Below are 26,496 nucleotides of genomic sequence, written 5' to 3'. Positions count from 1 at the left end.
ATCACTTAATCCTTAAAATAATATAAAAAAGCAAATGCTTAGTAAAAAATATAGCTCGATTTTAAAAAAATCCCCATGGAAAGATTTTGATTCTAATAAAGATGATAACATATTCACAAGACCGCGTAAAAATCAATTTAATTTTGATAAATTTCAATTCCAGTTTAATTTCAATGCTAAAACAATAATTTTAGCTGTTGTCGCAGTGATTGCTTTATGGCTTGCTTCGGGTATTTATGAAATAAAAGAAGGTGAAGAAGCAGCGGTAATAAGATTTGGGCGTTTTGTGCGTAAGGGCTACCCCGGGCTTAATTATCATTTGCCTGCCCCTTTTGAAAAGATAATAGTTGAGAAAGTTAAACAATCACGCCGAATTGAGATTGGTTATCGTACAAATAGCTCGGCACGTAGCGGTGGCGATAATACTAAAAATATTGCCGGTGAAAGTATAATGCTTACCGGTGATGAAAATATCGTTGCTTTAAATTGTGACGTAATGTGGCATATTAATAACCTAGAAGATTTTATTTTTAACGTACAAAGACCTGAAGAAACAGTAAAAGCAACAGTAGAAAGTGCTGTTAGAGAAGTAATAGGCAATACTCCTATTTCTTGGGTATTATCTGATCAAAAGCAAGAAATTACTTACAAAATAGAAAAATTAGCACAAAAGATACTGGATAGTTATAATGCCGGTGTTATGATTGAGAAAGTACAATTATTAAAAGCCGAGCCGCCTGCCGAAGTAATAGACGCTTATAGAGACGTGCAAACTTCAAAGGCAGATAAAGAGAAAGAAATAAATCAAGCTCAAGCCTATAATAATAAGATTTTGCCGGAAGCTAGAGGAGCGGCCGCAAAGATTATACAAGAAGCAGAAGGTTATAAAGAAGAAGTTATATCAAAAGCAGAAGGTGATAGCCAAAGATTTAATGCTATTTATAAACAATATACTATAGGTAGGCAAGTAACTAGAGATAGGTTATATTTAGAAGTAGTCGAAGAGATATTAGGCGGTTCAAATAAAACGATTATTAATAATGCACTACTACCGCATATGGCTATTAAACCGTAGTGTACTATGTCATTCTGCGTGGATACCGATGTCATTCGTGCGTATGCGGGAATCCAATTTGTCATACCGTGGCTTGACCACGGTATCCAAAAAAATAAAAAAGACTGGATCCCGCGATCAAGTTAGCTAGGATGACACTATGACAGCATAGAATATAAAAACACAACAAGGAATATTAAATGCAACATAAGATCTATTATATAATTTTTACAATTGTTTTTGGGCTGATACTGATTTTTAGCTCCTTATTTTCAGTTGACCAACTCCAATCTGCTGTAGTATTCCAGTTTGGTGAAGCAGTTAGAACTATAGAAAATCCAGGACTAAATATTAAAATCCCGTTTATTCAAAATGTTGAATTTTTTGATAAACGTCTTTTAGATGTTGAGGTTGAGGCAAAAGAATTAACGGCTGCCGACGGTAAACGAGTTATTGTTGATGCTTATGCCAAATTCCAAATTAATAATCCCGTAATGTTTTATAAAACGGTACATGATTATCAAGGTGTGAAAATTAGGTTGACTCGTAATCTTGAATCGTCAATGCGTAAAGTGATAGGTAAAATTTCGCTAAGTAGTCTTTTAAGTCAAGAGCGTAGTAATGTAATGCTAAATATCTTAAATCAAGTAGACGGAGAAGCTAAAAGCTTTGGAATTGATGTTGTAGATGTTAGAATTTTAAGAGCAGATTTACCGAAAGAAAATAGTGCGGCTATTTATCGCCGTATGCAAACGGCACGTGAAAAAGAAGCGACCCAAATTAGAGCAGAAGGACAGGAAGAAAGCGTGCGTATCCGTTCAAAAGCAGATAAAGAAAGTAAAATAATACTTGCTAAAGCTTATCGAGATGCACAAATTATCAAAGGTGACGGCGATGAGAAAGCGGCAAAAATATATAATTCCGCTTATTCCGTCGATCCGGAATTTTATAAATTTTATAGATCACTTTTAGTATATAAAAATTCTTTAAAGAAAGAAGATACTAATTTTGTGATTTCACCTGAGGCTGAAGTTTTAAAATACCTTAATTTAACTAAGTAGTATGATGAATCTGAAAATAGTTCTTGTTATAATAGTTTTAATATCAAGTAACATTGTTCTAGCAAAAGAAAATAGTAAATCTTTAAAAGTAGCGGAGCAAGAAGAGAATGAATTTACGGCAATAAATTCTGCTCCTTTAAAAGTAAGTGAAGCTGCCCGTTATAGCTTTGCTGATATAGTTGAGCCGTTAATTCCTGCAGTCGTTAATATTTCAACAATAGAATATGTTAATAGTAAGTCGGAAAATGCTGAGAAAGATCCGCTGCAAGAAAAAAAGCCTTTAGACTTCATTAATGATTTTTTAGAAAAGCTTAATATACCGCTGAATTTGGAAGAGGTCGATCAAACTCTTAAAAGCGTTCCGCTTGGTTCAGGGTTTATTATTGAGCCTAACGGTTTAATAGTGACAAACTATCATGTAATTGCAAATGTTGATAAAATTAATATAAAACTTGCAGATAATACCGAATTATCGGCTAAATTAATAGGTAGCGATACTAAAACCGATTTAGCTCTCTTAAAAATAGATAGTGAGGAACCGTTACCGTTTGTTGAGTTTGGAGATTCAAATGATGCAAGAGTAGGAGACTGGGTTATTGCAATCGGTAATCCATTCGGTAATCTAGGCGGTACGGTGACAAGCGGTATTATTTCCTCTAAAGGGAGGGATATCGATATAGATACGGATAATATAGTCGATAATTTTATTCAAACGGATGCTGCAATTAATAACGGTAATTCCGGCGGTCCTATGTTTAATTTGGATCAGAAAGTAATAGGCGTAAATACGGCAATTTTTTCACCGCTCGGTACTAATATAGGTATTGGTTTTGCAATACCGTCAAATACTGCAAAGCCCATAATCGAACGTCTTAAGAAAGATGGAAAAGTAAGTAGAGGACGCCTTGGAGTAACAATACAAGATTTAACCGAGGAAATTTCTGAAGGGTTAGGGCTTAAAGATACTAGGGGGGTGTTAGTAGCTAAAGTACAAGAAGACGGTCCAGGTGATAAAGCAGGAATTAAAACAGGTGATATAATAATAGAGTTTGCAGATATACCGGTTAAAAATACTAAAAAATTACGTGTAATTATTGCAGATGCTCCTATTGATCAGGAAGTAAAAGTAAAAATACTTCGCGAGAAAAAAGAGCTTGAATTACCTATTAAAATTACTTCAGATAATGAAGAAGTTACCAAAGATTCTACAGAAGAGACCAATAAAGAAGAAATAACAAACAAAGAAGAAAGTAATTTATCTATTACTAAAAATAATATTACTTTTAGTAATTTGACTGAAGAATTAAGACAACAATATAATACTCCGAGCGATAAAGCGGGAATAGTTATAACCAATATTGATGAAGAAGAAAGTAGCTTCAAAATTGGCGATCTGATAACCAATATTAATCAGGAAAGCATAGACAATATAAGTAAGCTAGAAGAATTATATGAAAATGCAAAAAAATCGAATAAGCAAAATATTTTGCTCTTGATTGAAAGGGGCGATACAAGTGTATTCGTGCCGTTATCGGTGGTGTGATTAAATGTCATACCGTGGCTTGACCACGGTATCCAATATTTTTTAATTTTTAACTAGATACCGTGGTCAAGCCACGGTATGACACCTAAATAATTATGAATGAAAAAATAGCAATTTTAAGTGCATATAGTTTTGTTAATATAGAAGAACCAGCGAATTTGATACCGAAACTTTTGCTTATTGGTAAAAGAAAATATGTTAGAGGTACTATTTTATTAGCTAACGAAGGTTTTAACGGTTCTTTTTCAGGTTCATACGAAAATGTAAATCTTGTACTTGAAGAATTGATAAAGATAACCTCTCCCAAAGATGTTAACGTTAAAATAAATTATAGCGATGTTCATCCTTTTCAAAAGCTGAAGATAAGGCTTAAGAAAGAGATTGTAGCCATGAATGTTGAAGATTTGAATGTTGATTTATTTAAAGGTGAATATATAGAGCCGAAAGATTGGGACGAATTTATCACCAAACAAAATGTTATAGTAATAGATACTAGAAATGATTATGAAGTAGAGGTCGGTACATTTAAATCGGCAATTAATCCTAATACTAAAACATTTAAGCAGTTTCCTGCTTGGGTTCAGCAGAATCAAGAATTGCTCAAAGGTAAAAAAATTGCTATGGTTTGTACAGGCGGTATTAGGTGTGAAAAATCCACCAGCTTACTTAAAAGTATAGGTTATGAAGAGGTATATCATTTAAAGGGTGGTATACTGCAATATTTAGAAGATACGCAAAATGAGAATAATTTATGGCAAGGTGAATGTTTCGTCTTTGATGATAGGAGAGCAGTTGCGGATGATTTGTCACCCGCTGAAGGGCATTGGTTACAGAGATAGATGTCATTGACCTAGTGGTGTAGCATGTCATTCCCGCGTAGGCGGGAATCCAGAAAAAAAGTATAAATACAGCAAATTTTTGAAATTAAAAGCTCGATTCATCTTGCTTTACGCTGGATTCCCGCTTTTGCGGGAATGACATAACCTTTTTTTATTTATTAGAAATATATGACTAAAACCAAACAAGAAATTTATAATAAGCGTCCGACTTCGCCGCATTTAAGCATATATAAGCTGCAAATTAGTTCTACTTTATCGATTTTGCATCGTATGACCGGCGTAGCTCTATTTTTTGCAGTATCGATTTTGGTATGGTGGCTGATCCTTAGTAAATATGATAATAATTATTTACAACTTGCTGATTGCTGCATTATAAAAATATGCTTAGTAGCAATGAGCTACGCTTGGTTTTATCATTTATGCAACGGTATTCGGCATTTGTTTTGGGATATCGGTTACGGCTTTTCTATAAAAGCAGTTAATATCACCGGTTGGTGTGTAGTTGTCTTTTCTATATTATTAACTATGTTACTATGGGTATAAAAGTATAAATAGTGTGTCATCCCGCGACTTGATCGCGGGATCCAGTTAAAAATACTAATATTATTAGTATTTTTAGTTATTTCTTTGGATTCCGCGGTCAAGCCACGGGATGACAATGAGTGTTTTATATGAAGAACTTTTAAAGTAAATTATTTTTATTAATAATGTGTTTTTTGGATACCGCGATCAAGTCGCGGTATGACAGCTTAATATGTTTAGAGAAAATTAATGGTATATGATTTTAAAGCAGAAATTGTAAAAGCAAAAAATAGCGGTTCTGCTAAAAGCGGTTCTCATCATTGGTTATTGCAAAGAGTAACGGGAATTATATTAGCTTTATGTTCTATATGGTTAATATATTTTACGCTAACTAACAAAAATAATGATATAAATATTATTATGTGGGAGCTTAAAAAGCCTTTTAACGTAGTAGCATTGTTAATTACGGTGGCTATTTCGTTGTATCATGCAATGCTTGGTATGCGTGTAGTGATTGAGGATTATGTAAGTTGTCACAAATTACGTAATATATTGATTATAATAGTGCAATTATTTTGCATTGTGACTATTGTAGCTTTTGTAGTAGCGATGTTTTATAGGGGGTAAAAATTGTCATACCGCGGCTTGACCGCGGTATCCAGAAAACAGTTTATAGCATTATTGTGTATTGAATTACTGGACCCCGTGGTCAAGCCACGGGGTGACAGGAATAGGCAATTCACGTATCAAAATAATAAAAAATTAATTTAATGACTAAAGCGTATAATATCATACATCATAAATTTGACGTAGTAGTTGTAGGTGCAGGCGGAGCTGGTCTTCGTTCTGCATTCGGTATGGCTAAAGAAGGGCTAAATACCGCCTGTATAACTAAGTTGTTTCCAACCCGTAGTCATACTGTGGCTGCTCAGGGCGGAATCAGTGCAGCTCTTGGGAATATGGGCGAAGATGATTGGCGTTGGCATATGTATGATACGGTGAAAGGTTCAGACTGGTTAGGTGATCAGGATGCCATCGAGTATATGTGCAAGAATGCTCCCGATGCAATTTTAGAGCTTGAGCATTACGGGGTACCTTTTTCAAGAACCGAAGAGGGAAAAATTTACCAACGCCCTTTTGGCGGTATGACAACAGAGTACGGTAAAGGAAAAGCGGCTCAGCGTACATGTGCTGCGGCAGATCGTACAGGGCATGCCATACTTCATACGTTATATCAGCAGTCACTAAAGCATAAAGTGCAGTTTTTTGTTGAGTATTTTGCTATTGATTTATTGATGGAAGACGGTGAATGTAGAGGCGTAGTTGCGTGGAATTTAGATGATGGGAGTCTGCATTGTTTTAGAGCTCATAATGTAGTGCTTGCAACAGGCGGATACGGGCGTGCTTATTTTTCAGCAACGTCTGCTCACACTTGTACGGGTGATGGGGGCGGTATGGCGATTAGAGCAGGTTTGCCGCTGCAAGATATGGAGTTTGTACAGTTCCATCCGACAGGCATATATTCGGCGGGCTGTCTTATTACCGAGGGAGCTAGAGGTGAAGGGGGGTATCTCGTTAATGCAAATGGAGAGCGTTTTATGGAGCGTTACGCTCCTGCTGCAAAGGATTTAGCTTCAAGAGACGTAGTTTCAAGAGCGATGACTATCGAGATTCGTGAAGGGCGAGGAGTCGGCGAGCATAAAGATCATGTATTCCTGCATTTAAATCATTTATCGCCTGAGATTTTACATAGCCGTTTGCCAGGTATTTCTGAGACGGCTAAAATTTTTGCCGGTGTTGATGTCACTAAAGAGCCGATACCGGTACTTCCTACAGTTCATTATAATATGGGCGGGATACCGACTAATTACCACGGTCAAGTCATTATTAAAGACGGCACTAATCATAATAGCGTAGTAAAAGGCCTTATGGCAATTGGTGAAGCGGCTTGCGTATCGGTACACGGTGCTAATCGATTAGGTTCAAACTCTTTACTTGATTTAGTAGTATTCGGTAGAAGTAGTGCTTTAAAAGCAGCTGAGCTTATTAGTCCAGCGAGTCCCCATAAGCCTATAAAAGAGGCAAGTCTTGAAAAAATTATAAATAGATTTGATAAAGTCCGTCACGCTAACGGTAATATTGTAGTTGCAGATTTAAGGCTTAAAATGCAAAGAACTATGCAAAGCCACGCTTCGGTATTTAGAACTCAAGAAGTACTAGATGAAGGAGCAGGAATGATTAGAGAAATAAGAAGCGGCTATAAAGATATAAAAATTAACGATAAATCTTTAATTTGGAATAGTGATTTAGTGGAGGCTTTAGAGCTAGATAATCTACTTGATCAAGCTTTGGTAACGGTATATTCGGCAGCTGCAAGAAAAGAAAGTAGAGGAGCTCATGCTAGGGAAGATTATCCTGATCGTAATGATGGAGATTGGATGAAACATACTCTTAGCTCTATCGATGAAGCAGGTAAAGTAGTTCTTGATTATAAACCTGTAACGCTAACCACTTTAACCGATGAGATAAGTGTAATTCCACCGGCAAAAAGAGTGTATTAATGTATATACTCGGTGAATTTCAAAAATTGGCGTCGTTGTTTCGTAGATACTACTAGCGAGAAGCGAAGCGATGTGGCAATCCAGAAACCTTTAATGTCATCCCCGCGTAGGCGGGGGATCCAGAAAAAAAAGTATAAATACAGCAAATTTTTGAAATTAAAAGTTCGATTTAGCTCGCTTTATGCTGGATCCCCGCCTACGCGGGAATGACATCGACAGTCATTTAACAAGGCAAACAACACTATATAACTAAACAAAATGTTTGAGTATTTAATAAAATTTTATCCAAAAATCCTTTTTATTGTAGAGGGGACTTTAGTAACTTTAAAATATAGCGTTATTGCCGTTATATTCGGTTTAGTAATAGGGATGTTGCTCGCTATTTGTAAGGTAAATAAGAATCGTGCTTTAAGGCTTTTTGCAAATTTCTATACTTCTATTTTCAGAGGTACTCCTTTATTAATTCAATTAAGTATTATTTATTTTGCTTCACCTTATATAATAGGCGTTAAATTTAGTGTGTTTATGGCGGGAGCTATTTCTTTTTCCCTTAATTCGGGAGCATATGTTTCCGAAGTAATCAGGGCGGGGATTAATGCAGTTGATAAAGGGCAGTTTGAAGCGGCTGAAGCTCTTGCTATTCCAAAGTTTTTAATAATGAAAGATATAATTCTGCCGCAAGCAGTTAAAAATATTTTTCCGTCATTAGTAAATGAGCTTGTAAATTTGATTAAAGAATCAGCCATTATTTCTATGCTTGGAGAAATGGATTTAATACGTAGAGCACAAATTGTATCAATTGAAACATATAATTATTTTTTTCCAATGCTTATTGCTGCGTGCTGTTATTATATTTTAGTGATGTTAATCAGCTTTATAGCAAAAATAATTGAGAAAAAAATGATTGTTAATTAAAACATACTTGCTTTTATGGAAAAAGTAATTATAATTTAAATTTAGTGTAATTTACAAATTCTTATAATTTGTATTTAGAAATGATTTAAAACAAAGGGTGGAAGTATTTTTTTTCACCCTTTAATTATCGTATATATAAGTTTTTTTTGGAGTATTTTTTTTAATGCCGACATATAATCAATTAGTACGTTTTGGGAGAAAGTCAAAAACTCGTAAGACCAAATCTCCTGCCTTAGAATCTAATCCTTTTAAAAGTGGTGTTTGCCTAGTTGTAAAAACCGTTACCCCTAAAAAGCCTAACTCTGCACTTCGTAAGATTGCAACGGTGCGTTTAAGTAATAAAAGAACAGTAAATGCATATATTCCCGGTGAAAAGCATAGTGTAAAGGAGCATGATAGGGTATTAGTAAGAGGCGGTCAGGTTCCTGATCTTCCGGGTGTGAAATATCATATCGTACTCGGTGCATATGATATTGCTGGGGTTAAAGGACGTAAGCAAGGTCGTTCACGTTATGGTGCTCCTCGTAAACAAGTTGCAGTTACAAAAAAATAAATTATTAGTTAGAGAGAAAAAATAAAATGTCACGTCGTCACGCCGCCGAAAAGCGAGTAATTTTACCTGATATGAAATATAACAGTATTTTACTGTCAAGATTTATCAATAATATTATGAAAGAAGGGAAGAAAGCCCTTGCAGAAAAAATTGTTTATTCAGCCTTTAATAAAATTGAAAAGAAGCATAGAGTCGATCCGTATCAAACCTTTAATAATGCTATGCATAACGTGAAGCCGCATTTAGAAGTAACTTCGGTTAGGGTTGGAGGAGCTAATTATCAAGTTCCTACGCATGTTGATGAAAGAAGAGGATATGCTCTTGCTAGCCGTTGGATTATTAATGCTGCGTCAAAACGTTCTGAAAAAATGATGATTGATAAACTTGCTGAAGAGCTGTTTGAAGCTTCTAATAATAGAGGCGTCGCCATTAAGAAGAAAGAAGATACTCATAAAATGGCTGAAGCTAATAAAGCTTTCTCTCATTTTAGCCCTAAAAAAATGAAATAAGGTAGGGGATATAATGAGTAAAATAAATAAACTTGAGCATATTCGTAATATCGGGATATGTGCTCACATTGATGCCGGTAAAACCACAACTACCGAACGTATTTTATATTATACCGGTAAATCGCATAAAATAGGTGAAGTTCATGAGGGCGGTGCTACCATGGACTGGATGGAGCAGGAGCAAGAACGCGGTATAACCATTACCTCAGCTGCTACTACTTGTAGATGGCAAGATAAGATAATTAATATTATCGATACTCCCGGACACGTTGATTTTACTATCGAAGTAGAGCGTTCGCTTCGTGTTCTTGACGGTGCGGTTGCAGTATTTGACGGTGTAGCAGGTGTTGAACCTCAGTCTGAAACGGTTTGGAGGCAAGCAGATAAATATAATGTTCCTAGAATGTGTTTTGTCAATAAAATGGACAGAATGGGAGCAGATTTTTATAGATGCGTTGAAATGATCAAAGATCGTTTAGGAGCAAAACCGCTTGTTATTCAATTGCCTGTAGGTATTGAAGAAAATTTTAAAGGCATAATTGATCTTGTTAAAATGAAAGCAGTGATTTGGAAAGATGAATCACTTGGTGCTGAGTATTTTGAAGAAGATATACCTGCCGATATGAAAGACAAGGCTGAAGAATATCGTGCTAAATTACTTGATATGGTTGTTGAGTTAGATGATCGCGTCATGGAAAAATATTTATTAGGTGAAGAAGTAACAGAAGAAGAGATTAAAAGATTAATCAGAAAAGGTACTATTTCAGCAGCATTTTATCCAGTTTTATGCGGTAGTGCTTTTAAAAATAAAGGAGTACAGCCTTTACTTGATGCTGTAGTAGGTTTCCTACCTTCGCCTATTGATATAGGTATAGTAAAAGGTATGGAAGTAAGTACCGGTGAAGAAAAAGATTTTCCTATTTCGGTAACTGAGCCTTTTGCAGCTTTAGCATTTAAAATTATGAATGACCCGTTTGTCGGTTCATTAACTTTTATTAGAATATATTCAGGTAAAATTGCTTCAGGAACAACTGTTATTAATACCGTAAAGAATAAAAGAGAAAAAATCGGTAGAATGCTATTAATGCATGCTAATAATCGTGAAGACGTAAAAGAAGCGTCAGCAGGTGATATAGTAGCTTTAGCAGGTCTTAAAGATACTACTACCGGTGATACGTTGTCTGATATGGATAAGCAAGTAATCTTAGAAAGAATGGAATTTCCGGAGCCGGTAATTGAGCTTGCGGTAGAACCTAAATCAACAGCCGATCAAGAAAAAATGGGTCTCGCACTTTCTCGTTTAGCAGCTGAAGATCCATCATTTAGAGTTTCAACGGATCATGAAACAGGACAAACAGTGATAAAAGGAATGGGAGAACTCCATTTAGAAATTATCATTGATCGTATGAGAAGAGAGTTTAAGGTTGAAGCAAATATTGGAGCTCCTCAAGTAGCATATCGTGAAACTATAACAAAAGCTTGCGAAATCGATTATACCCATAAGAAACAATCCGGCGGTGCAGGACAATTTGCTCGTGTAAAAATTATTTTTGAGCCTCTAAAAGAGGTAAAAGATCTAAAAGATGAAGATAAAAATAAAACTTTTGTCTTTGAAAGTAAAATCGTCGGCGGTGCCGTGCCTAAAGAATATATACCGGGTGTTGAAAAAGGTTTAAATAATATTAGAGAAACTGGTGTTATTGCCGGTTATCCTATGATTGATTTTAAAGCAACTTTAGTTGACGGTGCGTTTCATGATGTAGATTCTAGTGTACTTGCGTTTGAAATTGCTGCAAAGGCAGCCTTTAGAGAAGGTATGCCGAAAGGTAATCCTAAATTACTTGAGCCTATTATGAAAGTTGAAGTTATCACTCCTGATGAATATATGGGTGATATTATAGGCGATTTAAATAGTCGTAGAGGGCAAATTCAAAGCATGGATCCAAGAGGGAATGCTCAAGTAGTTACTGCGAATGTTCCGTTAGCGGAAATGTTTGGTTATGTTAATACGCTTAGGTCTTTATCTCAAGGTAGAGCTCAGTTTAGTATGATATTCTCTCATTATGATCAAGTGCCGAGTCAGGTAGCTGATATTATTAAAGCTAAAAAATAATTGATGGATCTAATTAGATATAATTAATGTCATGTTTTTCAAAGATAAATGTTGTTTTACTGTGACAGCTTATAAATTAGAAGTACCGATTATTATAGTAATTTTTTAATAATAACAAATATTTTTAATAAATTTATTGATTTTTTATTAAAAATATGATAGGAGTGTAGCTCAATTGGTAGAGCACCGGTCTCCAAAACCGGAGGTTGCGGGTTCGATGCCTGTCGCTCCTGCCATTATAGGTTTAGAGCTTTTTTGCTATAAAATATAGAATTTTTACAAAATTTGCTTATAGAGAAAAATTTAAAAGAGATACTTCACCTCGAATCACAACGTACATGCTAGTATGTGAGAATTTCAGTGCTGGATCATTGTCTCAATTACCTCTAGAAGTAGAATTTTGTAAGAAGTCTAATAAATTACCTAACAAAAATATGTTTAAAGAATATAAAATTTATAAGTTTTTTGAACAAGTGAAACAAGAAACTTATAAGGTAGTTTGGCCAACTAGAAAAGAGCTTGTTGCTTCAACATTAGTAGTGGTAGTAGCAGTTTTTATTTTTAGCCTAATTTGTTTGGTACTTGATTATAGTATACATAACATAATGCAGCTTTTGCTTAATATCGGCAAATAGTATAAGGAATAAATTGTGACAGAACAGAGTATAGATAATATATTGCCTTCTTCTGAAAAAAATGTAAAGCAGTGGTATGTAGTACATACGGCATCAGGAGCAGAGAAACGCATTAAAGAAGATATGCTTAGAAGAATCGCTAAACAGAAAATGATGGATTTTTTTGAAGATATATTAATACCTGTTTTTGGAGTTTCTGAAGTTAAACGCGGTAAAAATGTCAAGGTAGAAAAAAAACTAATGCCGAGTTATATCTTGATAAAGATGAATATGACTGATAAATCTTGGCATTTAGTAAAAAATATACCAGGAGTAACCGGCTTTTTAGGAAGCAAGACCACACCAAAAGCTCTTACGGAAAGCGAAATACAGAATATTTTTAATAATTTGGAAGCAGAAGCTAAAGAAGCAAAGAATTCTAAATTGTATGAAGTTGGTGAAATAGTGACTGTTACAGACGGTCCTTTTGAAACTTTCACCGGTACGGTAGAAGAAATAGATCAGGAAAAAAATAGGTTAAAAGTTTCAGTATCAATATTTGGTAAAGCAACTCCAATAGAACTAAATTTTAACCAAGTAAAGAAAAATGATTAAAAGCCGATAGTATTTTTAGAATACTAAATAAAATGAAGAGTAAGAAAAATAAATAAATTTTTAATAAAAGTGAAAACCGCTTTTCATTTTCATTACTCATTATTTAAAACTTCTTCAAAAAAAGAAGTATATGTCTAATTAGGACTAAAGTGCAATATATAAACTACCTCTACGTAAGAGTGTTATAAAGTAATATTAATTTAAGAGAAAAATAAGGATATTTATAAATGTCTCAGAAAGCAATAAAAGGTTATATTAACTTGATAATTCCGGCCGGCGGAGCCACTCCTGCTCCTCCTATAGGACCGGCCCTTGGGCAAAGAAAAGTTAATATTAAAACATTTTGTGATGAATTTAATAATAGTACAAAAGATACGGAAAAAGGAGTACCTTTACCGACTTTAATTACTGTTTATGAAGATAGTAGTTTTTCTTTTAAAATAAAAACTCCTCCTGCCTCTTATTTTTTAAAGAAATATGCTAAAATTACTAAAGGTTCTAGTGCTACTAAGAAAGAAGCCGTAGTAGGTAAAGTTACTATGGATGATTGTCGTGAAATTGCAAAGTTAAAAATGCCTGATTTAAATACAAAAGATATTGAAGCAGCAACAAAAATTATTTGTGGTAGTGCTGCATCTATGGGACTTGAAGTGGTAGGGAATTAATTATTATGTCAAATAAGAAAGATGTTGCCGTAAAAATTAGCGGCGGTAAAAAAATAAGAGAAGCTAGAGAAAAAGTAAAATCAGATACTTTATATAATTTAACAAATGCAGTTGAACGATTAAAATCAGCATCATATGTTAAATTTGATCCAACCTTAGAAATAGTTATGAAGCTTGGAATTGATCCTAGGCATTCCGATCAAATGGTACGTGGTGTAGTTAATTTATCTGCCGGTACAGGCAAAACCGTAAGAGTTGCCGTTATTTGTAAAGAAGAAAGAGAAGAAGAAGCTAAAAGTGCCGGGGCAGATTTAGTAGGTTCAACAAATATTATTGATGAAATTAAAGCAGGGAAAATTAATTTCGATGTATGTATAGCTACTCCCGATATGATGGCAGTTATAGGTTCAGTTGCAAGAATTTTAGGACCAAAAGGTTTAATGCCTAACCCTAAACTTGGTACCGTAACTTTAGATATTAAAAATGCTATTAAAAATGCTAAAAGCGGTCAAGTAGAATATAGAGCAGAGAAAGCAGGTATAATTCATGCAGGGCTTGGAAAATTATCTTTTTCAGACCAAGATTTATTAAAAAATTTAAATGCGTTTATTGAGGCAGTAATTAAAGCGAAACCTGCCGGATTAAAAGGAAGTTATTTAAAAGCAATGTATTTATCTTCTACTATGGGAGCATCGGTACAAATAGATTTAACTAGTATAGCATAATTTTTATAGCCGTTTAACGGTAGTATAGTAATAATAAAAAAAAGTTTTGTTATTTTAAGCATTTGTATCAGTTTAAATATATTAAACTGTGTTATAAAAGGAGAATTAAAAGGTGTTAAGATCAGAAAAACCGGTAGCAGTAGAGGATATTGTAAATATTTATAAAGAATCGCCCTCCGTAATTATTACCCATTATCATGGGTTAACCGTTAGTCAAGTGAGTTCACTTAGAGAATCACTTAAATCTAAAGAAGCAGGTTTTAAAGTAGTTAAAAATACTTTAGCAAAAATAGCTGCAAATCAAACAGGGCTTGATAGTATTGCTAATTTATTTGCAGGTCCTACTGCTATTGTTTATTCTAAAGAACCGGTTGAGATGGCAAAATTAGTAGTTAGTTTTGCTAAGGCTAATGATAATCTTAAGATTATTGGTGGAATAGTCGATAATCACGTATTAGATGAACATTCAATAAAAGAACTTTCTAAGCTACCTTCACTTAATGAGCTTAGAGGTAAAATTGTTGGGTTATTACAAGCACCGGCTACTAAGGTTGTAGGTGTTTTACAAGCCCCGTCTTCGAGTATGGCGAGAGTAATACAAGCACATGCTAGTAAAAATTAACTTAAAGGTTACTGCACTAGGGATTTTAATTGATAATTAAAGAGCTTTTATAGTGGAAATTAATAAGGTTTTTTATAGGAGATTGTTCTTATTTTAAAAAAATCTTATAATTTGTAGCAAAAAAGAATTTAATTAACTTTGAAATACCTGATGCAGTAATCTCTCAATATAAAAAAAGTAAAAAGGAAAAAATTATGGCAGATTTAGCTAAAATTGAAGAACAATTATCATCATTAACATTAATGCAAGCAGCTGAGCTTGTGAAAATGCTAGAAGAAAAATGGGGTGTATCTGCAGCAGCTCCTGTAGCTGTAGCAGCTGCCGGTGCTGCAGCTCCTGCGGCTGAAGCAGCAGCTGAAAAAACTGAGTTTGAAATAGTTTTAACAGCTGCCGGTGACAAGAAAGTTGAAGTAATTAAAGTTGTGAAAGATATCACAGGTCTTGGTTTAATTGAAGCTAAGAAATTAGTTGATGAAGCTCCAAAGCCGATTAAAAGCAATGTGAAAAAAGCAGAAGCTGAAGAAATCAAAGGTAAGTTAGAAGCTGCCGGAGCAAAAGTTGAATTAAAATAATTATTTCTGCATTAAGGTTCTGTAAAGAAGAATTAAATTATTTGTATTATTAGATATTTTTAAGTAAAAATTAATAAGATTCTTGTTGGAACAGTTATCTTTATTCCAAAAAAAAATCTTGTGGTTTTCAATCAAAAACAACTAAATATAGATTAATTTTTTTACAGGACCTAATATTTTTTGCATTACATGATAAAATATTTTATAGCTTTAAATTAACTTCTTAAAATCTAAAAAGCCTTATTTTAGTAATTAAATTTGAATAAGGCTTTTTTGTTTAAAAATTATTTTAAAGCTAATGTAAGTTATTTTTTTGAAATAGGTTAAAGCTATTACATTGAAAATCTTATTGATTAAAATAATTTTGTTAACGTACCATACGTCTAGAAATTTAAATTATTAAAATTTTCTAGGTTCTGTGAACATTTATAATTGATTTTTAATGAAAATTAATGAGATTTTTGAAGGAATAATACCTAATTTTAAAAAAACCTTATAATTTTTTGTAACAAACAAATAACCAAAATCAAATCTTTTTGGAAATGTTCGCAGAGCCTACACAAGATCTAAATAGGAAACTTACTAGGTTTCTTTAATTTAAGTTCTATGTAAAAAAATTTAAAACAGTATATTTTTATTTTACTGCAAATTATAAGCATTTTATTGAAATAGGTAGCTATTCCAATAAAAATTTTACTGTTTGAAATATAAATAATTTAAATTTTATATACAGAACCTAGGTTTTGAACACTTTTGATTAATGATTATAATTAGGAGATATTTTTAAGCAAAAATTAATAAGATTTTTGAGAGGAAAGTTTATTACTATTTCAAAAAAACTTATGATTTACAGCTAAAAAGAGCCATAATTATGATTATTCTATTAAAATGTATAGGACCTAATCACTTCAATACGGGCAGTAATTTTATCAGTCAGGAGATTATATGGTTTCATTAAGGGATAATATAGAAGCACAACCCTTGTCACATAATAGAAGAATAAGAAAAAATTTCGGTCACATAAATTTAGTGGCAGATATACCGAATTTGATTGAAATTCAAAAAAATTCATATGAAAAAAACTTTCTACAGTTAAATATTAAAGATTCTGAAAGAAAAAATAAAGGTTTACAATCTATATTAAACTCAATTTTTCCTATTTCAGATTCCTCCAATATTGCTAATTTAGAATTTGTAAAATATGAATTCGATACTCCAAAATATGATGTAGAAGAGTGCAGTCAAAGAAGTTTAAGTTATGCTGCTCCTCTTAAAGTTACTTTAAGATTAAGTATTTGGGATATAGATGAGGATACCGGTACTAGAGAAATTAAAGGGATTAAAGAGCAAGAAGTATATATGGGTGATATCCCATTAATGACTAAAAACGGTACTTTTATCATTAACGGTACAGAAAGAGTAGTTGTATCGCAAATGCATCGCTCACCTGGCGTATTCTTTTATCATGATGAAGGAAAAGTCCACTCTTCCGGCAAGCTTTTATATTCTGCTCGTGTTATTCCATATAGAGGGTCTTGGCTTGATTTAGAATTCGACGCTAAGGATGTTATTTATTTTAGGATTGATAGAAAAAGAAAGCTTTATGCTACTACTTTGCTTAGAGCTATAGGTATGAGTACTGAAGAAATTATAAAATTTTATTATAATTCAGTAACTTATAAGCTTGTTAAAAATAAAGGTTGGGCGGTTAAATTTATACCTCAGCATATTACTGCTCATCGTTTAACAAGTGATTTAGTAGATGCAGATACCGGAAATGTTTTACTGAAAGCAGGGCAAAAAATTACTCCGCGTTTAGCTAAAAAATATTTTGGGGAAGGGCTTAATAATATTTTAGTAGCTCATGAAACTTTAATCGGCAAATATCTATCCGAAGATTTAAGGGATCCTGCAAGCGATGAAGTATTAGCAAAAATCGGTGAAATGATAACTAGCGATATGCTAAATGTTATTAATGATCTTAAAATTAAAAATGTTAATGTATTAGTAATCAATCCTCAATCCGGTCCATATATAAGAAATACCTTATTTGCTGATAAGAATCAGGACCGTGAGGCAGCATTATGTGATATTTTCAGAGTTTTAAGACCCGGCGAACCTGCTAATATCGAAGCGGCTGAAAGCCTGTTTTATAATTTATTCTTTGATGCGGAAAGATATGATCTTTCAGAAGTCGGACGAATAAAAATGAATTCTAGGTTAGAGCTGAATATTTCAGAAGAAATTACGGTTTTAACAATTGATGATATTAAAAATATCGTAAGAGTTTTAGTAGAGCTTAAAGACGGTAAAGGTATTATAGACGATATTGATCATTTAGGTAATAGAAGGGTTAGATCAGTAGGTGAATTGATAGAAAATCAATTTAGAATAGGTTTAGTCCGAATGGAAAAATCTGTAATTGAAAGGATGTCGGCAGGTGATGTTGATACCGTAATGCCTCATGATTTAGTAAATTCCAAGATTTTAGTTTCAGTCGTAAAAGAATTTTTTAGTACCTCCCAATTATCCCAATTTATGGATCAAACAAATCCATTATCGGAAATAACTCATAAAAGAAGGCTGTCGGCACTCGGTCCCGGAGGGCTTAGTCGAGATCGAGCGGGTTTTGAGGTGCGTGACGTACATCCGACTCATTACGGTCGTATTTGTCCTATTGAAACACCTGAAGGTCAGAATATCGGGTTAATTAACTCTATGGCTACTTATGCTAGGATAAATAAACACGGTTTTATAGAGAGTCCGTATAGAAGAGTTAAAGATGGGCAGGTAACTGATGAAGTGGTATATCTTTCTGCTATTGAAGAAGGTAAATACAAAATTGGACAAGCAAATTCTAAAGTTGATAAAGACGGAAAGTTGCAAGGAGAGTTTATTAATTGCCGTGTTGAAGGCGGTAATTTTGTAATGGTAGAACCGCATGAGGTAGATTTTATTGATGTGACTCCTATGCAGGTAGTATCGGTTGCGGCTTCTCTTATACCTTTCTTAGAAAACGATGATGCTAACCGTGCTTTGATGGGTTCAAACATGCAAAGACAAGCCGTTCCTTTAATTAAAACGGATGCACCTTTTGTAGGTACCGGAGTTGAAGGGGTAGTAGCTAAAGATTCCGGAGCATCAGTACTTGCATTACATGACGGTATTGTTGAGCAGTTAGATTCAAATAGAATAGTGATTAGAACTCTAGAACAAAAAATTGACGGTTCTCCGTCTGTTGATATTTATAATTTATTAAAATTCCAAAAATCCAATCATAATACTTGTATAAATCAAAAGCCTTTAGTTAAGGTCGGTCATTATGTTAAGAAAAACGATATTATAGCTGACGGTCCTAGTACGGATAACGGTGAAATTGCTTTAGGTAGAAACGTGCTTGTGGCTTTCTTACCTTGGAACGGTTATAATTTTGAAGATTCAATTTTAATATCTGAACGTATAGTAAAAGAGGATGTATTTACATCTATTCATATTGAAGAGTTTGAAGTAATAGCTAGAGATACACGCCTTGGTCCTGAAGAAATTACCCGTGATATACCGAATGTAAGCGAAGAAGCGTTGCGTCATCTTGATGAAGTCGGAATAATTTATGTAGGTGCAGAAGTAAAAGCCGGTGATATTTTAGTCGGAAAAGTAACACCGAAAAGTGAATCGCCTATTACTCCTGAAGAGAAGCTACTACGTGCTATTTTCGGGGAAAAAGCTTTTGACGTAAAAGATTCATCTCTGCATGTACCTTCCGGAGTTAGCGGAACTGTAGTAGAAGTAAGGGTATTTTCTCGTAGGGGTGTAGAAAAAGACCAGCGAGCTATTGCTATTGAAAAACAACAAATTGAAAAATTAGCAAAAGACAGAGACGACGAATTAGAAATTATTGAGCATTTTGTGTTTAGTTGGCTTGAAAAGCTTTTAATAGGGCAGGTGATTGTTAACGGTCCTAAGCAAGTAAAAGCAGGACAAACAATTACTAGTGAAATGCTAAAAGGTTTATCTAAAGGGCAATTTTGGCAGCTTACCGTGGAAGATGCAAATGTAATGAATGAAATAGAGCAAATTAAAGTTCATTATGATGAGAAAAAAAATGCCCTCGATAAAAGATTTGCTACTAAGGTAGAGAAATTGCAAAGCGGTGATGATTTACCTCAGGGAGCTTTAAAAGTAGTAAAAGTATTTATCGCAACTAAGCATAAATTACAGCCCGGGGATAAGATGGCAGGAAGGCACGGAAATAAAGGTGTTATTTCACGTATCGTACCTGAAGAAGATATGCCATTTTTAGAAGATGGAACTGTGGTAGATATCCTTCTTAACCCTCTAGGTCTTCCGTCTCGTATGAATATAGGACAGATTTTAGAGACGCATCTTGGGTGGGCATCAATAAATTTAGCAAAAAAAATATCTACCTTAGTAAAGGAATATAAAAATAAACATATAGGTATTGAGCAGATTAAGAAATTCTTACTTGAGCTATACGGAGAGAATATTAATTATATACTTGAAAGATCGGAAGAAGAGATTATATCTTTCTGTAATAAAGTAAGTAAAGGCGTACATTTTGCAACTCCTGTATTTGACGGAGCAAAAGTTCAGGACGTTAAAGATATGTTAAAACTTGCCGGTCAAGATCCTTCAGGACAAGTAAAATTAATTGACGGTAGAACCGGTGAATATTTTGACCGTCTAGTGACCGTTGGACAGAAATATTTGCTGAAGCTTCATCACTTAGTCGATAATAAAATTCACTCTCGTTCTATAGGACCTTATAGCTTAGTAACGCAGCAACCGCTTGGAGGTAAGTCTCATTTCGGTGGACAGCGTTTCGGAGAAATGGAATGCTGGGCATTACAAGCTTACGGTGCGGCTTATACGTTACAGGAAATGTTAACGGTTAAGTCGGATGACGTAAACGGTAGGATCAAAACTTATGATTCTATAGTACGTGGTGAAAATAATTTTGAATCAGGCATTCCTGAATCATTTAATGTTATGATAAAAGAATTTAGATCTTTATGTCTTAACGTAAAGCTTGAAGTAACTTCGAGTTAGTTATTCTGTGGTTTATGGATACTAAAGCGTCATGAGCTAAGCGACTAAAAGGAGCGTGGCAATCTCAGGATTTTGGCACGAGATTGCGGGTGTACAATTGCTCTGCAATTTCCTCGCAATGACGAAAACCATACAATGAGAACTTTAAATAAAGAAGTATACGAGTAATTTTTAAGGAAAAGTATTTATGAGCGTAGTAAATTTTTACGGACAATTAAGTAATACTCAACAATTTGATCAAATAAGGATTAATATAGCAAGTCCTGATCAAGTACGTTCGTGGTCTTTCGGTGAAGTAACAAAACCTGAAACAATTAACTATCGAACCTTTAAACCAGAGAAAGATGGTTTATTTTGTGCAAGAATTTTTGGTCCGGTAAAAGATTACGAATGTCTCTGCGGTAAATATAAGCGGATGAAAAATCGTGGTATTACATGTGAGAAATGCGGCGTTGAAGTTACGGTTTCTAGAGTAAGGCGTGAAAGAATGGGGCATATTGAACTTGCTGCTCCCGTTGCTCATATTTGGTTTTTAAAGTCACTACCTTCAAGAATTAGTATGCTTCTTGATATGACAATGCGAGATGTAGAAAAGATTCTTTATTTTGAAAATTATGTAGTAGTTGACCCAGGGTTATCGATTTTACAAAAAGGCGAACTCTTAACAGAGGAAGAATTACAGAAAGCAAAAGATAAGTACGGTGAAGATGCATTTACTGCCTCTATAGGTGCAGAAGTAATACAACAAATGCTTAAAGAGCTTGATTTTTTAAAGTTAAAGCAAGAATTGTACGAGGAATTACAAACCACTTCCTCAGAAGTCAAAAAGAAAAAATTAGTAAAGCGTTTAAAATTAGTAGAGGATTTTTTAGAGTCGGAAAATAAGCCGGAATGGATGATTATGGATGTTTTGCCGGTTATTCCTCCTGAAATTAGACCGCTTGTTATGCTTGACGGCGGGAGATTTGCTACTTCGGACTTAAATGAACTTTATAGAAGAGTAATTAATAGAAATAATCGTTTAAAGAAACTAATAGAGTCAAAAGCTCCTGATATAATAGTCAGGAACGAAAAAAGAATGTTACAAGAAGCAGTGGATGCGTTATTTGATAACGGTCGTCGAGGTAGAGCAGCGAAAAATGCTAATAAGCGTCCATTTAAGTCATTAAGTGATATGCTTAAAGGTAAGCAAGGTCGTTTCCGTCAGAACCTACTTGGTAAAAGGGTTGACTATTCAGGACGTTCGGTTATCGTGGTCGGACCTGAGCTTAAGCTCCATCAGTGCGGTTTACCTAAAAAAATGGCATTGGAGCTATTTAAGCCGTTTATTTATTCTAAGCTTGAGTTGTACAGTATTGCTACGACTATTAAAGCCGCAAAAAGAATGGTGGAAGCTGAAAAGCCTGAAGTTTGGGATGTGCTTGAAGAAGTCATAAGAGAGCATCCGGTTTTACTTAATAGAGCTCCGACATTGCATCGATTAGGTATTCAAGCATTTGAACCGCTATTAATCGAAGGTAAAGCGATTCAGCTTCATCCGCTTGTTTGTGCTGCGTTTAATGCGGACTTTGACGGTGATCAGATGGCGGTACATATTCCGTTATCGATTGAAGCACAGCTTGAAGCTAGGGTATTTATGATGTCTACAAATAATATCTTAAGTCCTGCAAACGGACGTCCTATTATTGTACCGGATAAAGATATAGTACTTGGTTTATATTATCTAACCCTTGCATTTGATAATGAAGTAGGCGAAGGGATGATGTTCTCAGATTTAGCTGAGATGGAACATGCTTTATATAATAAATTTATAACTATTCATACAAAGATAAAATATCGTAGAAATCAGCTAAATGCCGAAGGTAAAATGGTCCCTGTTATCATTGATACTACTTACGGTAGGTTAATGGTAGGTGAATTATTGCCTTCTAACCCTAATATAGAATTCAAGTTTATTAATAAACAACTAACTAAAAAAGACATATCATTAGTTATAGATTTAGTTTATCGTCACTGCGGTCAAAAAGCTACAGTAATTTTTGCCGATCAGCTAATGAAACTAGGTTTTAAATATGCTTGTTCTTCAGGTATTTCTTTTGGAATGGACGATATGGTAGTACCGGAATCTAAGAGTACTCATATCAATGAAACTCAGCTTGAAATAAAAGAATTTGAACAACAATATTCAAACGGTTTAATTACTTATGGAGAGAAATACAATAAAGTAGTTGATGCTTGGTCAAGATGTACCGATAGAGTAGCAAACGACATGATGAAAGAGATTGCTACGCCGCCAGTTAGTGATGATCCGAATCATCAAAAAATAAATGCTATATATATGATGGCTATCTCCGGAGCAAGAGGTTCTTTCCAGCAAATTAAGCAGTTAGGCGGTATGCGAGGTTTAATGACCAAATCAAACGGTCAAATTATACAAACTCCTATTATCTCTAACTTTAAGGAAGGATTAACTGAATTTGAGTGTTTTAATTCTGCTAACGGAATGCGTAAAGGGCAAATAGATACGGCTTTAAAAACGGCAAGCTCAGGTTACTTAACAAGAAAATTAGTAGACGTTGCACAAGATTGTATTATTACCGAAAAAGATTGTGGAACTGATAAAGGGATTGAAGTTAAGAGTGTTATTGAAGGGGGAGAAGTTATAGTACCTTTAGCTGAAAAGATTTTAGGTCGTACTACCGCTATCGATATATTTCATCCTGTAACTAATGATCTAATTCTCAATAAAGGCGAGTTTATTAATGAAGCAAAGTTAGAGCAGATTGAGTCGGCTGGACTCGACAGAATTATGATAAAATCCGTATTAACCTGTGAAAGTACTACCGGTGTATGTAGCATATGTTACGGTAGGGATCTTGCTACCGGTACGTTGGTGTCGGAGGGTGAGGCAATCGGGGTTATTGCTGCTCAATCTATCGGTGAACCAGGTACGCAGCTTACAATGAGAACTTTCCATATCGGAGGAGCGGCAACAAAAGGTGCTGAAGTTTCTTCTGTAGAAGCTTCCTATGACGCAAAAGTGAAAATTATAAGTCGTAACGTTGTTATTAATTCCGAAGAACGTAAAATTGTTATGAGCCGAAATTGTGAATTATTATTACTTGATAATAACGGTAATGAAAAGGCTCGTCATAAAATTCCATACGGTGCTAGATTACTTGTTGATGACGGTGATATGGTTATTAAAACTCAAAAACTAGCGGAGTGGGATCCTTATACTATACCGATTATCACGGAGAAATCAGGTAAAGTTTTATTCAAAGATATGGTTGAGGGTATTTCTATTCGTGACGTAACTGACGAAGCTACTGGAATACCGAGTAAAGTTATTATTGAATCAAAGCAATATTCACGCGGTGCAGAATTACGTCCGCGTATACAGCTTTTAGATACTAAAGGTGAAGTTATAACCTTATCAAACGGTTTAGAAGCTAGATATTACTTGCCGGTTGGAGCAGTTTTAAGCGTAGAAGACGGAGTACAAATATCTGTAGGTGATATTATTGCACGTATACCGAAAGAATCAACCACTACTAAAGATATTACCGGTGGTTTACCGAGAGTTGCCGAGCTTGTAGAAGCAAGACGTCCTAAAGATCACGCAGTTATTGCCGAGGTTGACGGTAGAGTAGAATTCGGTAAAGACTATAAATCTAAGAGACGTATTATTATACATCCGATTGATGAAACAATGTCTATTGAGTATATGGTACCTAAAGGCAAGCATGTTGTAGTTAACGAAGGTGACTTTGTTAAAAAAGGCGATTTATTGATTGACGGTAATCCAGTACTTCAAGATATTTTAAAAGTAATGGGTGTAGAGGTTCTTGCAAATTATATTGTTAAAGAGGTTCAAGCCGTTTATCGTCTACAAGGTGTAAAGATTGATGATAAGCACATAGAAGTTATTATTCGTCAGATGTTACAAAAAGTAGAAATCACGGATTCAGGTGGAACTACCTTATTAGCAGGTGAAAAAATAGATAGACATGAATTCGAGGAGATAAATGAAAAAGCTATTAAAAATGGTTTAAAACCTGCTGAAGCACAATTAATATTACAAGGTATTACTAAAGCTTCTCTGCAAACTAGATCGTTTATCTCTGCGGCATCATTCCAAGAGACTACTAGAGTTTTAACAGAAGCAGCTATTGCCGGTAAAATAGATAAGCTACGAGGATTAAAAGAAAACGTGATAGTTGGACGATTAGTACCTGCCGGAACCGGTTACTTTATGGATAAAATGCGTAAAGCAGCCGTGAAGCTTGATGAAGAAAATGTATAAATATACTTGATTATTGTAAGGCGTTATTGCGTGGATACTGAAAGTCGTCATTGTGAACGACCTAAGCGTTGTTGTATGGCTCAATTTCACCACTGTCATCCCGTGGCTTGACCACGGGATCCAGTTAAAAATTCTGATTTACAGAATTTTTTTAATTATTTTCTAGATTGCCACGTCGCTTCGCTCTTCGCAATGACGACCTTTAGTATCCACGCGGGGATAACTATAGTACCGGACAATTTTTATTCTATGTCATTCCCGCGTAGGCGGGAATCCAGTAAAGTAAAGCTTTTAAAAAAAGCTTTACTTTACAAAAGCTATGTAATAAAAAATCTTTAAAATTAAAGATTTTTTAGTCTGGATCCCTGCTTTCGCGGGAATGACATTGGGATTTTTTAAAAAAATGTCTGGTACTATAGGCTTTTTCTTATTTTGTAGGAATGATTCTTTAATAACAAGCAATCGGTGCTGTTAAATGCTCGTAGGTTTGACCTAAATAAGATACTGGTTGTTCAAAGATATACGTATTATTGTTATCATAATTATAATTACCGTATAATTGTAATCTTGCTAAAGAATCTTCATATCGGAAGTTTTCAAGTATTTCTTGATTTTTAGATATCTGAATTTCTGCTAAACAATGTTCAACATAAGTTTTCAGCACCTCTTGACAAATTCCATCATGTAAAGCTTTTAACATGAGTAAGTTTACTAATGGGTTAATACCATTATTTGCATTAGTAGTAATCGTAGCTTCCTCGTGTTTTTGATCAATAGACATCTTCCTAAACTTCGCTTCTAGAGGTAATTTAGACGTCGAGCCTAGACTTGCATCCTCACATATGTCTATATACGCTGCGGTGCTGCGTTCCGTATCTCCTTTAAATTCCTCTCTATAAACTGGTTTAGAAAGATGTCTAACAGGTAATTCAGAAATTAAAGGCTCTTCATTGATTACTTCTACTTTCTCTATTTCAAGATTTTCTGATTTAGCATTGATTTTTTCTTCAAAATTTATCTCTGGGAAAAGTGCTTTCACATCCGTTATTTCAAGCTTTTCTCCTTTTTTACCTACTTCATAAGCTTTAGAAACAATTTGTTTATAAATAACGTCAATTAATTCTCGTTTTGTTTGTATTTCATCAGAATAATTAATTCCTCCTTCATTCCAAAACTTTACTATTTTAGAAAAAGCAGGAATATATTTACCGGTCTTTGCTAAAAATTTTTGTATAAATGTAGGTTCAACAAGAGGTGCTAATGTAGGGTTTTCTTCATATTTTTTTAATACATACTCGACAATTTTAGGTATATGTTGATCTGCTTCTATTTCATCAGGTAAGCCGTGTAATATTTTTTTGGCTATTGCTTGATCCATCTTCTTATACAAATTAACCCCTATCCATGTCCATACAGGATTAGCCGTAAAACAAAGCTTTGTTACATAAAATGCTAGCGATATAGGTAGAGATAATAACTTTAAATAGTTAAAGCAAGTATATCGTATTGGATGAGGCGTGAGGCTATAAATCTCATCCATATCTTGGTTTAGCTCACATGATGTTTTAATCATTGTATACTTCTGCTTAATTAAATGAGAAGTGATGTCATGTACTGGCATATTATTACTTAAATTTAAC

At 34.3% G+C, this 26,496-nt stretch carries 22 protein-coding genes and 1 tRNA gene; 22 read left to right on the top strand and 1 reads right to left on the bottom strand.

Features of this window, described 5'->3' with window-relative positions:
- Positions 1-34: 34 nt before the first annotated feature.
- From hflK to rpoC, 22 genes are all read left to right on the top strand, one after another.
- Positions 35-1,075 (top strand): FtsH protease activity modulator HflK, encoded by a 1,041-nt coding sequence (gene hflK, locus AC5587_RS06725; RefSeq protein ID WP_410527757.1) that lies wholly within the window; start codon positions 35-37, stop codon positions 1,073-1,075.
- A gap of 179 nt (positions 1,076-1,254) precedes the next feature.
- On the top strand, positions 1,255-2,115 hold the full coding sequence (gene hflC / locus AC5587_RS06720; RefSeq protein WP_499162237.1) for a protease modulator HflC: 861 nt from the start codon (positions 1,255-1,257) through the stop codon (positions 2,113-2,115).
- A 1-nt stretch (position 2,116) separates the two neighbouring features.
- A complete protein-coding gene (locus tag AC5587_RS06715) occupies positions 2,117-3,658 on the top strand; it encodes a Do family serine endopeptidase (RefSeq protein WP_499162236.1) in 1,542 nt (513 codons plus the stop codon).
- A 95-nt stretch (positions 3,659-3,753) separates the two neighbouring features.
- Positions 3,754-4,497, top strand: coding sequence for an oxygen-dependent tRNA uridine(34) hydroxylase TrhO (gene trhO / locus AC5587_RS06710; RefSeq protein ID WP_499162235.1), 744 nt, complete (start codon positions 3,754-3,756; stop codon positions 4,495-4,497).
- A 168-nt stretch (positions 4,498-4,665) separates the two neighbouring features.
- A complete protein-coding gene (gene sdhC, locus AC5587_RS06705) occupies positions 4,666-5,040 on the top strand; it encodes a succinate dehydrogenase, cytochrome b556 subunit (protein WP_499162234.1) in 375 nt (124 codons plus the stop codon).
- A gap of 228 nt (positions 5,041-5,268) precedes the next feature.
- Positions 5,269-5,646: a succinate dehydrogenase, hydrophobic membrane anchor protein gene (sdhD, locus tag AC5587_RS06700; RefSeq protein WP_410526559.1), complete on the top strand. Its 378-nt coding sequence runs from the start codon at positions 5,269-5,271 to the stop codon at positions 5,644-5,646.
- 3 nt (positions 5,647-5,649) lie between these two features.
- On the top strand, positions 5,650-5,790 hold the full coding sequence (locus AC5587_RS06695; protein WP_410526560.1) for a palindromic element RPE4 domain-containing protein: 141 nt from the start codon (positions 5,650-5,652) through the stop codon (positions 5,788-5,790).
- Positions 5,790-7,580 carry a succinate dehydrogenase flavoprotein subunit gene (gene sdhA, locus AC5587_RS06690; protein ID WP_499162233.1) on the top strand — a complete coding sequence of 597 codons (1,791 nt, stop codon included), beginning with the start codon at positions 5,790-5,792 and terminating at the stop codon, positions 7,578-7,580. The genes AC5587_RS06695 and sdhA overlap by 1 nt, the downstream gene beginning before the upstream one ends.
- 12 nt (positions 7,581-7,592) lie before the next feature.
- The gene (locus AC5587_RS06685; RefSeq protein ID WP_499162232.1) at positions 7,593-7,790 is read left to right on the top strand and encodes a hypothetical protein; all 198 of its coding nucleotides are present in this window, start codon (positions 7,593-7,595) and stop codon (positions 7,788-7,790) included.
- A 48-nt stretch (positions 7,791-7,838) separates the two neighbouring features.
- A complete protein-coding gene (locus AC5587_RS06680) occupies positions 7,839-8,495 on the top strand; it encodes an amino acid ABC transporter permease (protein ID WP_499162231.1) in 657 nt (218 codons plus the stop codon).
- Between the two features lie 163 nt (positions 8,496-8,658).
- Entirely contained in the window at positions 8,659-9,048 is a 390-nt protein-coding gene (gene rpsL, locus AC5587_RS06675; RefSeq protein ID WP_004996647.1) for a 30S ribosomal protein S12, read from the top strand.
- A 26-nt stretch (positions 9,049-9,074) separates the two neighbouring features.
- Complete coding sequence (gene rpsG / locus AC5587_RS06670; RefSeq protein ID WP_004996646.1) at positions 9,075-9,557, top strand: 30S ribosomal protein S7; 483 nt, start codon at positions 9,075-9,077, stop codon at positions 9,555-9,557.
- 13 nt (positions 9,558-9,570) lie between these two features.
- Positions 9,571-11,670 carry an elongation factor G gene (gene fusA / locus AC5587_RS06665; RefSeq protein WP_499162230.1) on the top strand — a complete coding sequence of 700 codons (2,100 nt, stop codon included), beginning with the start codon at positions 9,571-9,573 and terminating at the stop codon, positions 11,668-11,670.
- 160 nt (positions 11,671-11,830) lie between these two features.
- A tRNA-Trp gene (locus AC5587_RS06660) sits at positions 11,831-11,906 on the top strand.
- Between the two features lie 198 nt (positions 11,907-12,104).
- Positions 12,105-12,305, top strand: a complete 201-nt coding sequence (gene secE / locus AC5587_RS06655; RefSeq protein ID WP_004996644.1) for a preprotein translocase subunit SecE — start codon at positions 12,105-12,107, stop codon at positions 12,303-12,305.
- A gap of 15 nt (positions 12,306-12,320) precedes the next feature.
- A complete protein-coding gene (gene nusG / locus AC5587_RS06650; RefSeq protein ID WP_499162229.1) occupies positions 12,321-12,899 on the top strand; it encodes a transcription termination/antitermination protein NusG in 579 nt (192 codons plus the stop codon).
- 227 nt (positions 12,900-13,126) lie between these two features.
- A complete protein-coding gene (gene rplK, locus AC5587_RS06645; RefSeq protein ID WP_266264939.1) occupies positions 13,127-13,564 on the top strand; it encodes a 50S ribosomal protein L11 in 438 nt (145 codons plus the stop codon).
- 5 nt (positions 13,565-13,569) lie between these two features.
- A complete protein-coding gene (rplA, locus tag AC5587_RS06640) occupies positions 13,570-14,289 on the top strand; it encodes a 50S ribosomal protein L1 (protein WP_499162228.1) in 720 nt (239 codons plus the stop codon).
- 112 nt (positions 14,290-14,401) lie between these two features.
- A complete protein-coding gene (gene rplJ / locus AC5587_RS06635) occupies positions 14,402-14,911 on the top strand; it encodes a 50S ribosomal protein L10 (protein WP_499162227.1) in 510 nt (169 codons plus the stop codon).
- Between the two features lie 194 nt (positions 14,912-15,105).
- Positions 15,106-15,483, top strand: coding sequence for a 50S ribosomal protein L7/L12 (gene rplL / locus AC5587_RS06630; protein ID WP_218459909.1), 378 nt, complete (start codon positions 15,106-15,108; stop codon positions 15,481-15,483).
- Positions 15,484-16,428: 945 nt separating this feature from the next.
- On the top strand, positions 16,429-20,550 hold the full coding sequence (rpoB, locus tag AC5587_RS06625; RefSeq protein ID WP_499162225.1) for a DNA-directed RNA polymerase subunit beta: 4,122 nt from the start codon (positions 16,429-16,431) through the stop codon (positions 20,548-20,550).
- A 187-nt stretch (positions 20,551-20,737) separates the two neighbouring features.
- Positions 20,738-24,856: a DNA-directed RNA polymerase subunit beta' gene (gene rpoC / locus AC5587_RS06620; RefSeq protein ID WP_499162224.1), complete on the top strand. Its 4,119-nt coding sequence runs from the start codon at positions 20,738-20,740 to the stop codon at positions 24,854-24,856.
- Positions 24,857-25,304: 448 nt separating this feature from the next.
- Here the strand turns inward: rpoC and AC5587_RS06615 are convergent, their stop codons facing one another.
- Positions 25,305-26,477, bottom strand: a complete 1,173-nt coding sequence (locus AC5587_RS06615) for a palindromic element RPE1 domain-containing protein (protein ID WP_499162223.1) — start codon at positions 26,475-26,477, stop codon at positions 25,305-25,307.
- Positions 26,478-26,496: the final 19 nt, after the last annotated feature.

It is taken from the genome of Rickettsia endosymbiont of Hedychridium roseum, assembly GCF_964028255.1.
Lineage (GTDB): Bacteria > Pseudomonadota > Alphaproteobacteria > Rickettsiales > Rickettsiaceae > Rickettsia > Rickettsia asembonensis.
The sequence above is the reverse complement of the archived record's forward strand: the minus strand, read 5'-3'. Positions and strand labels throughout refer to the sequence as shown.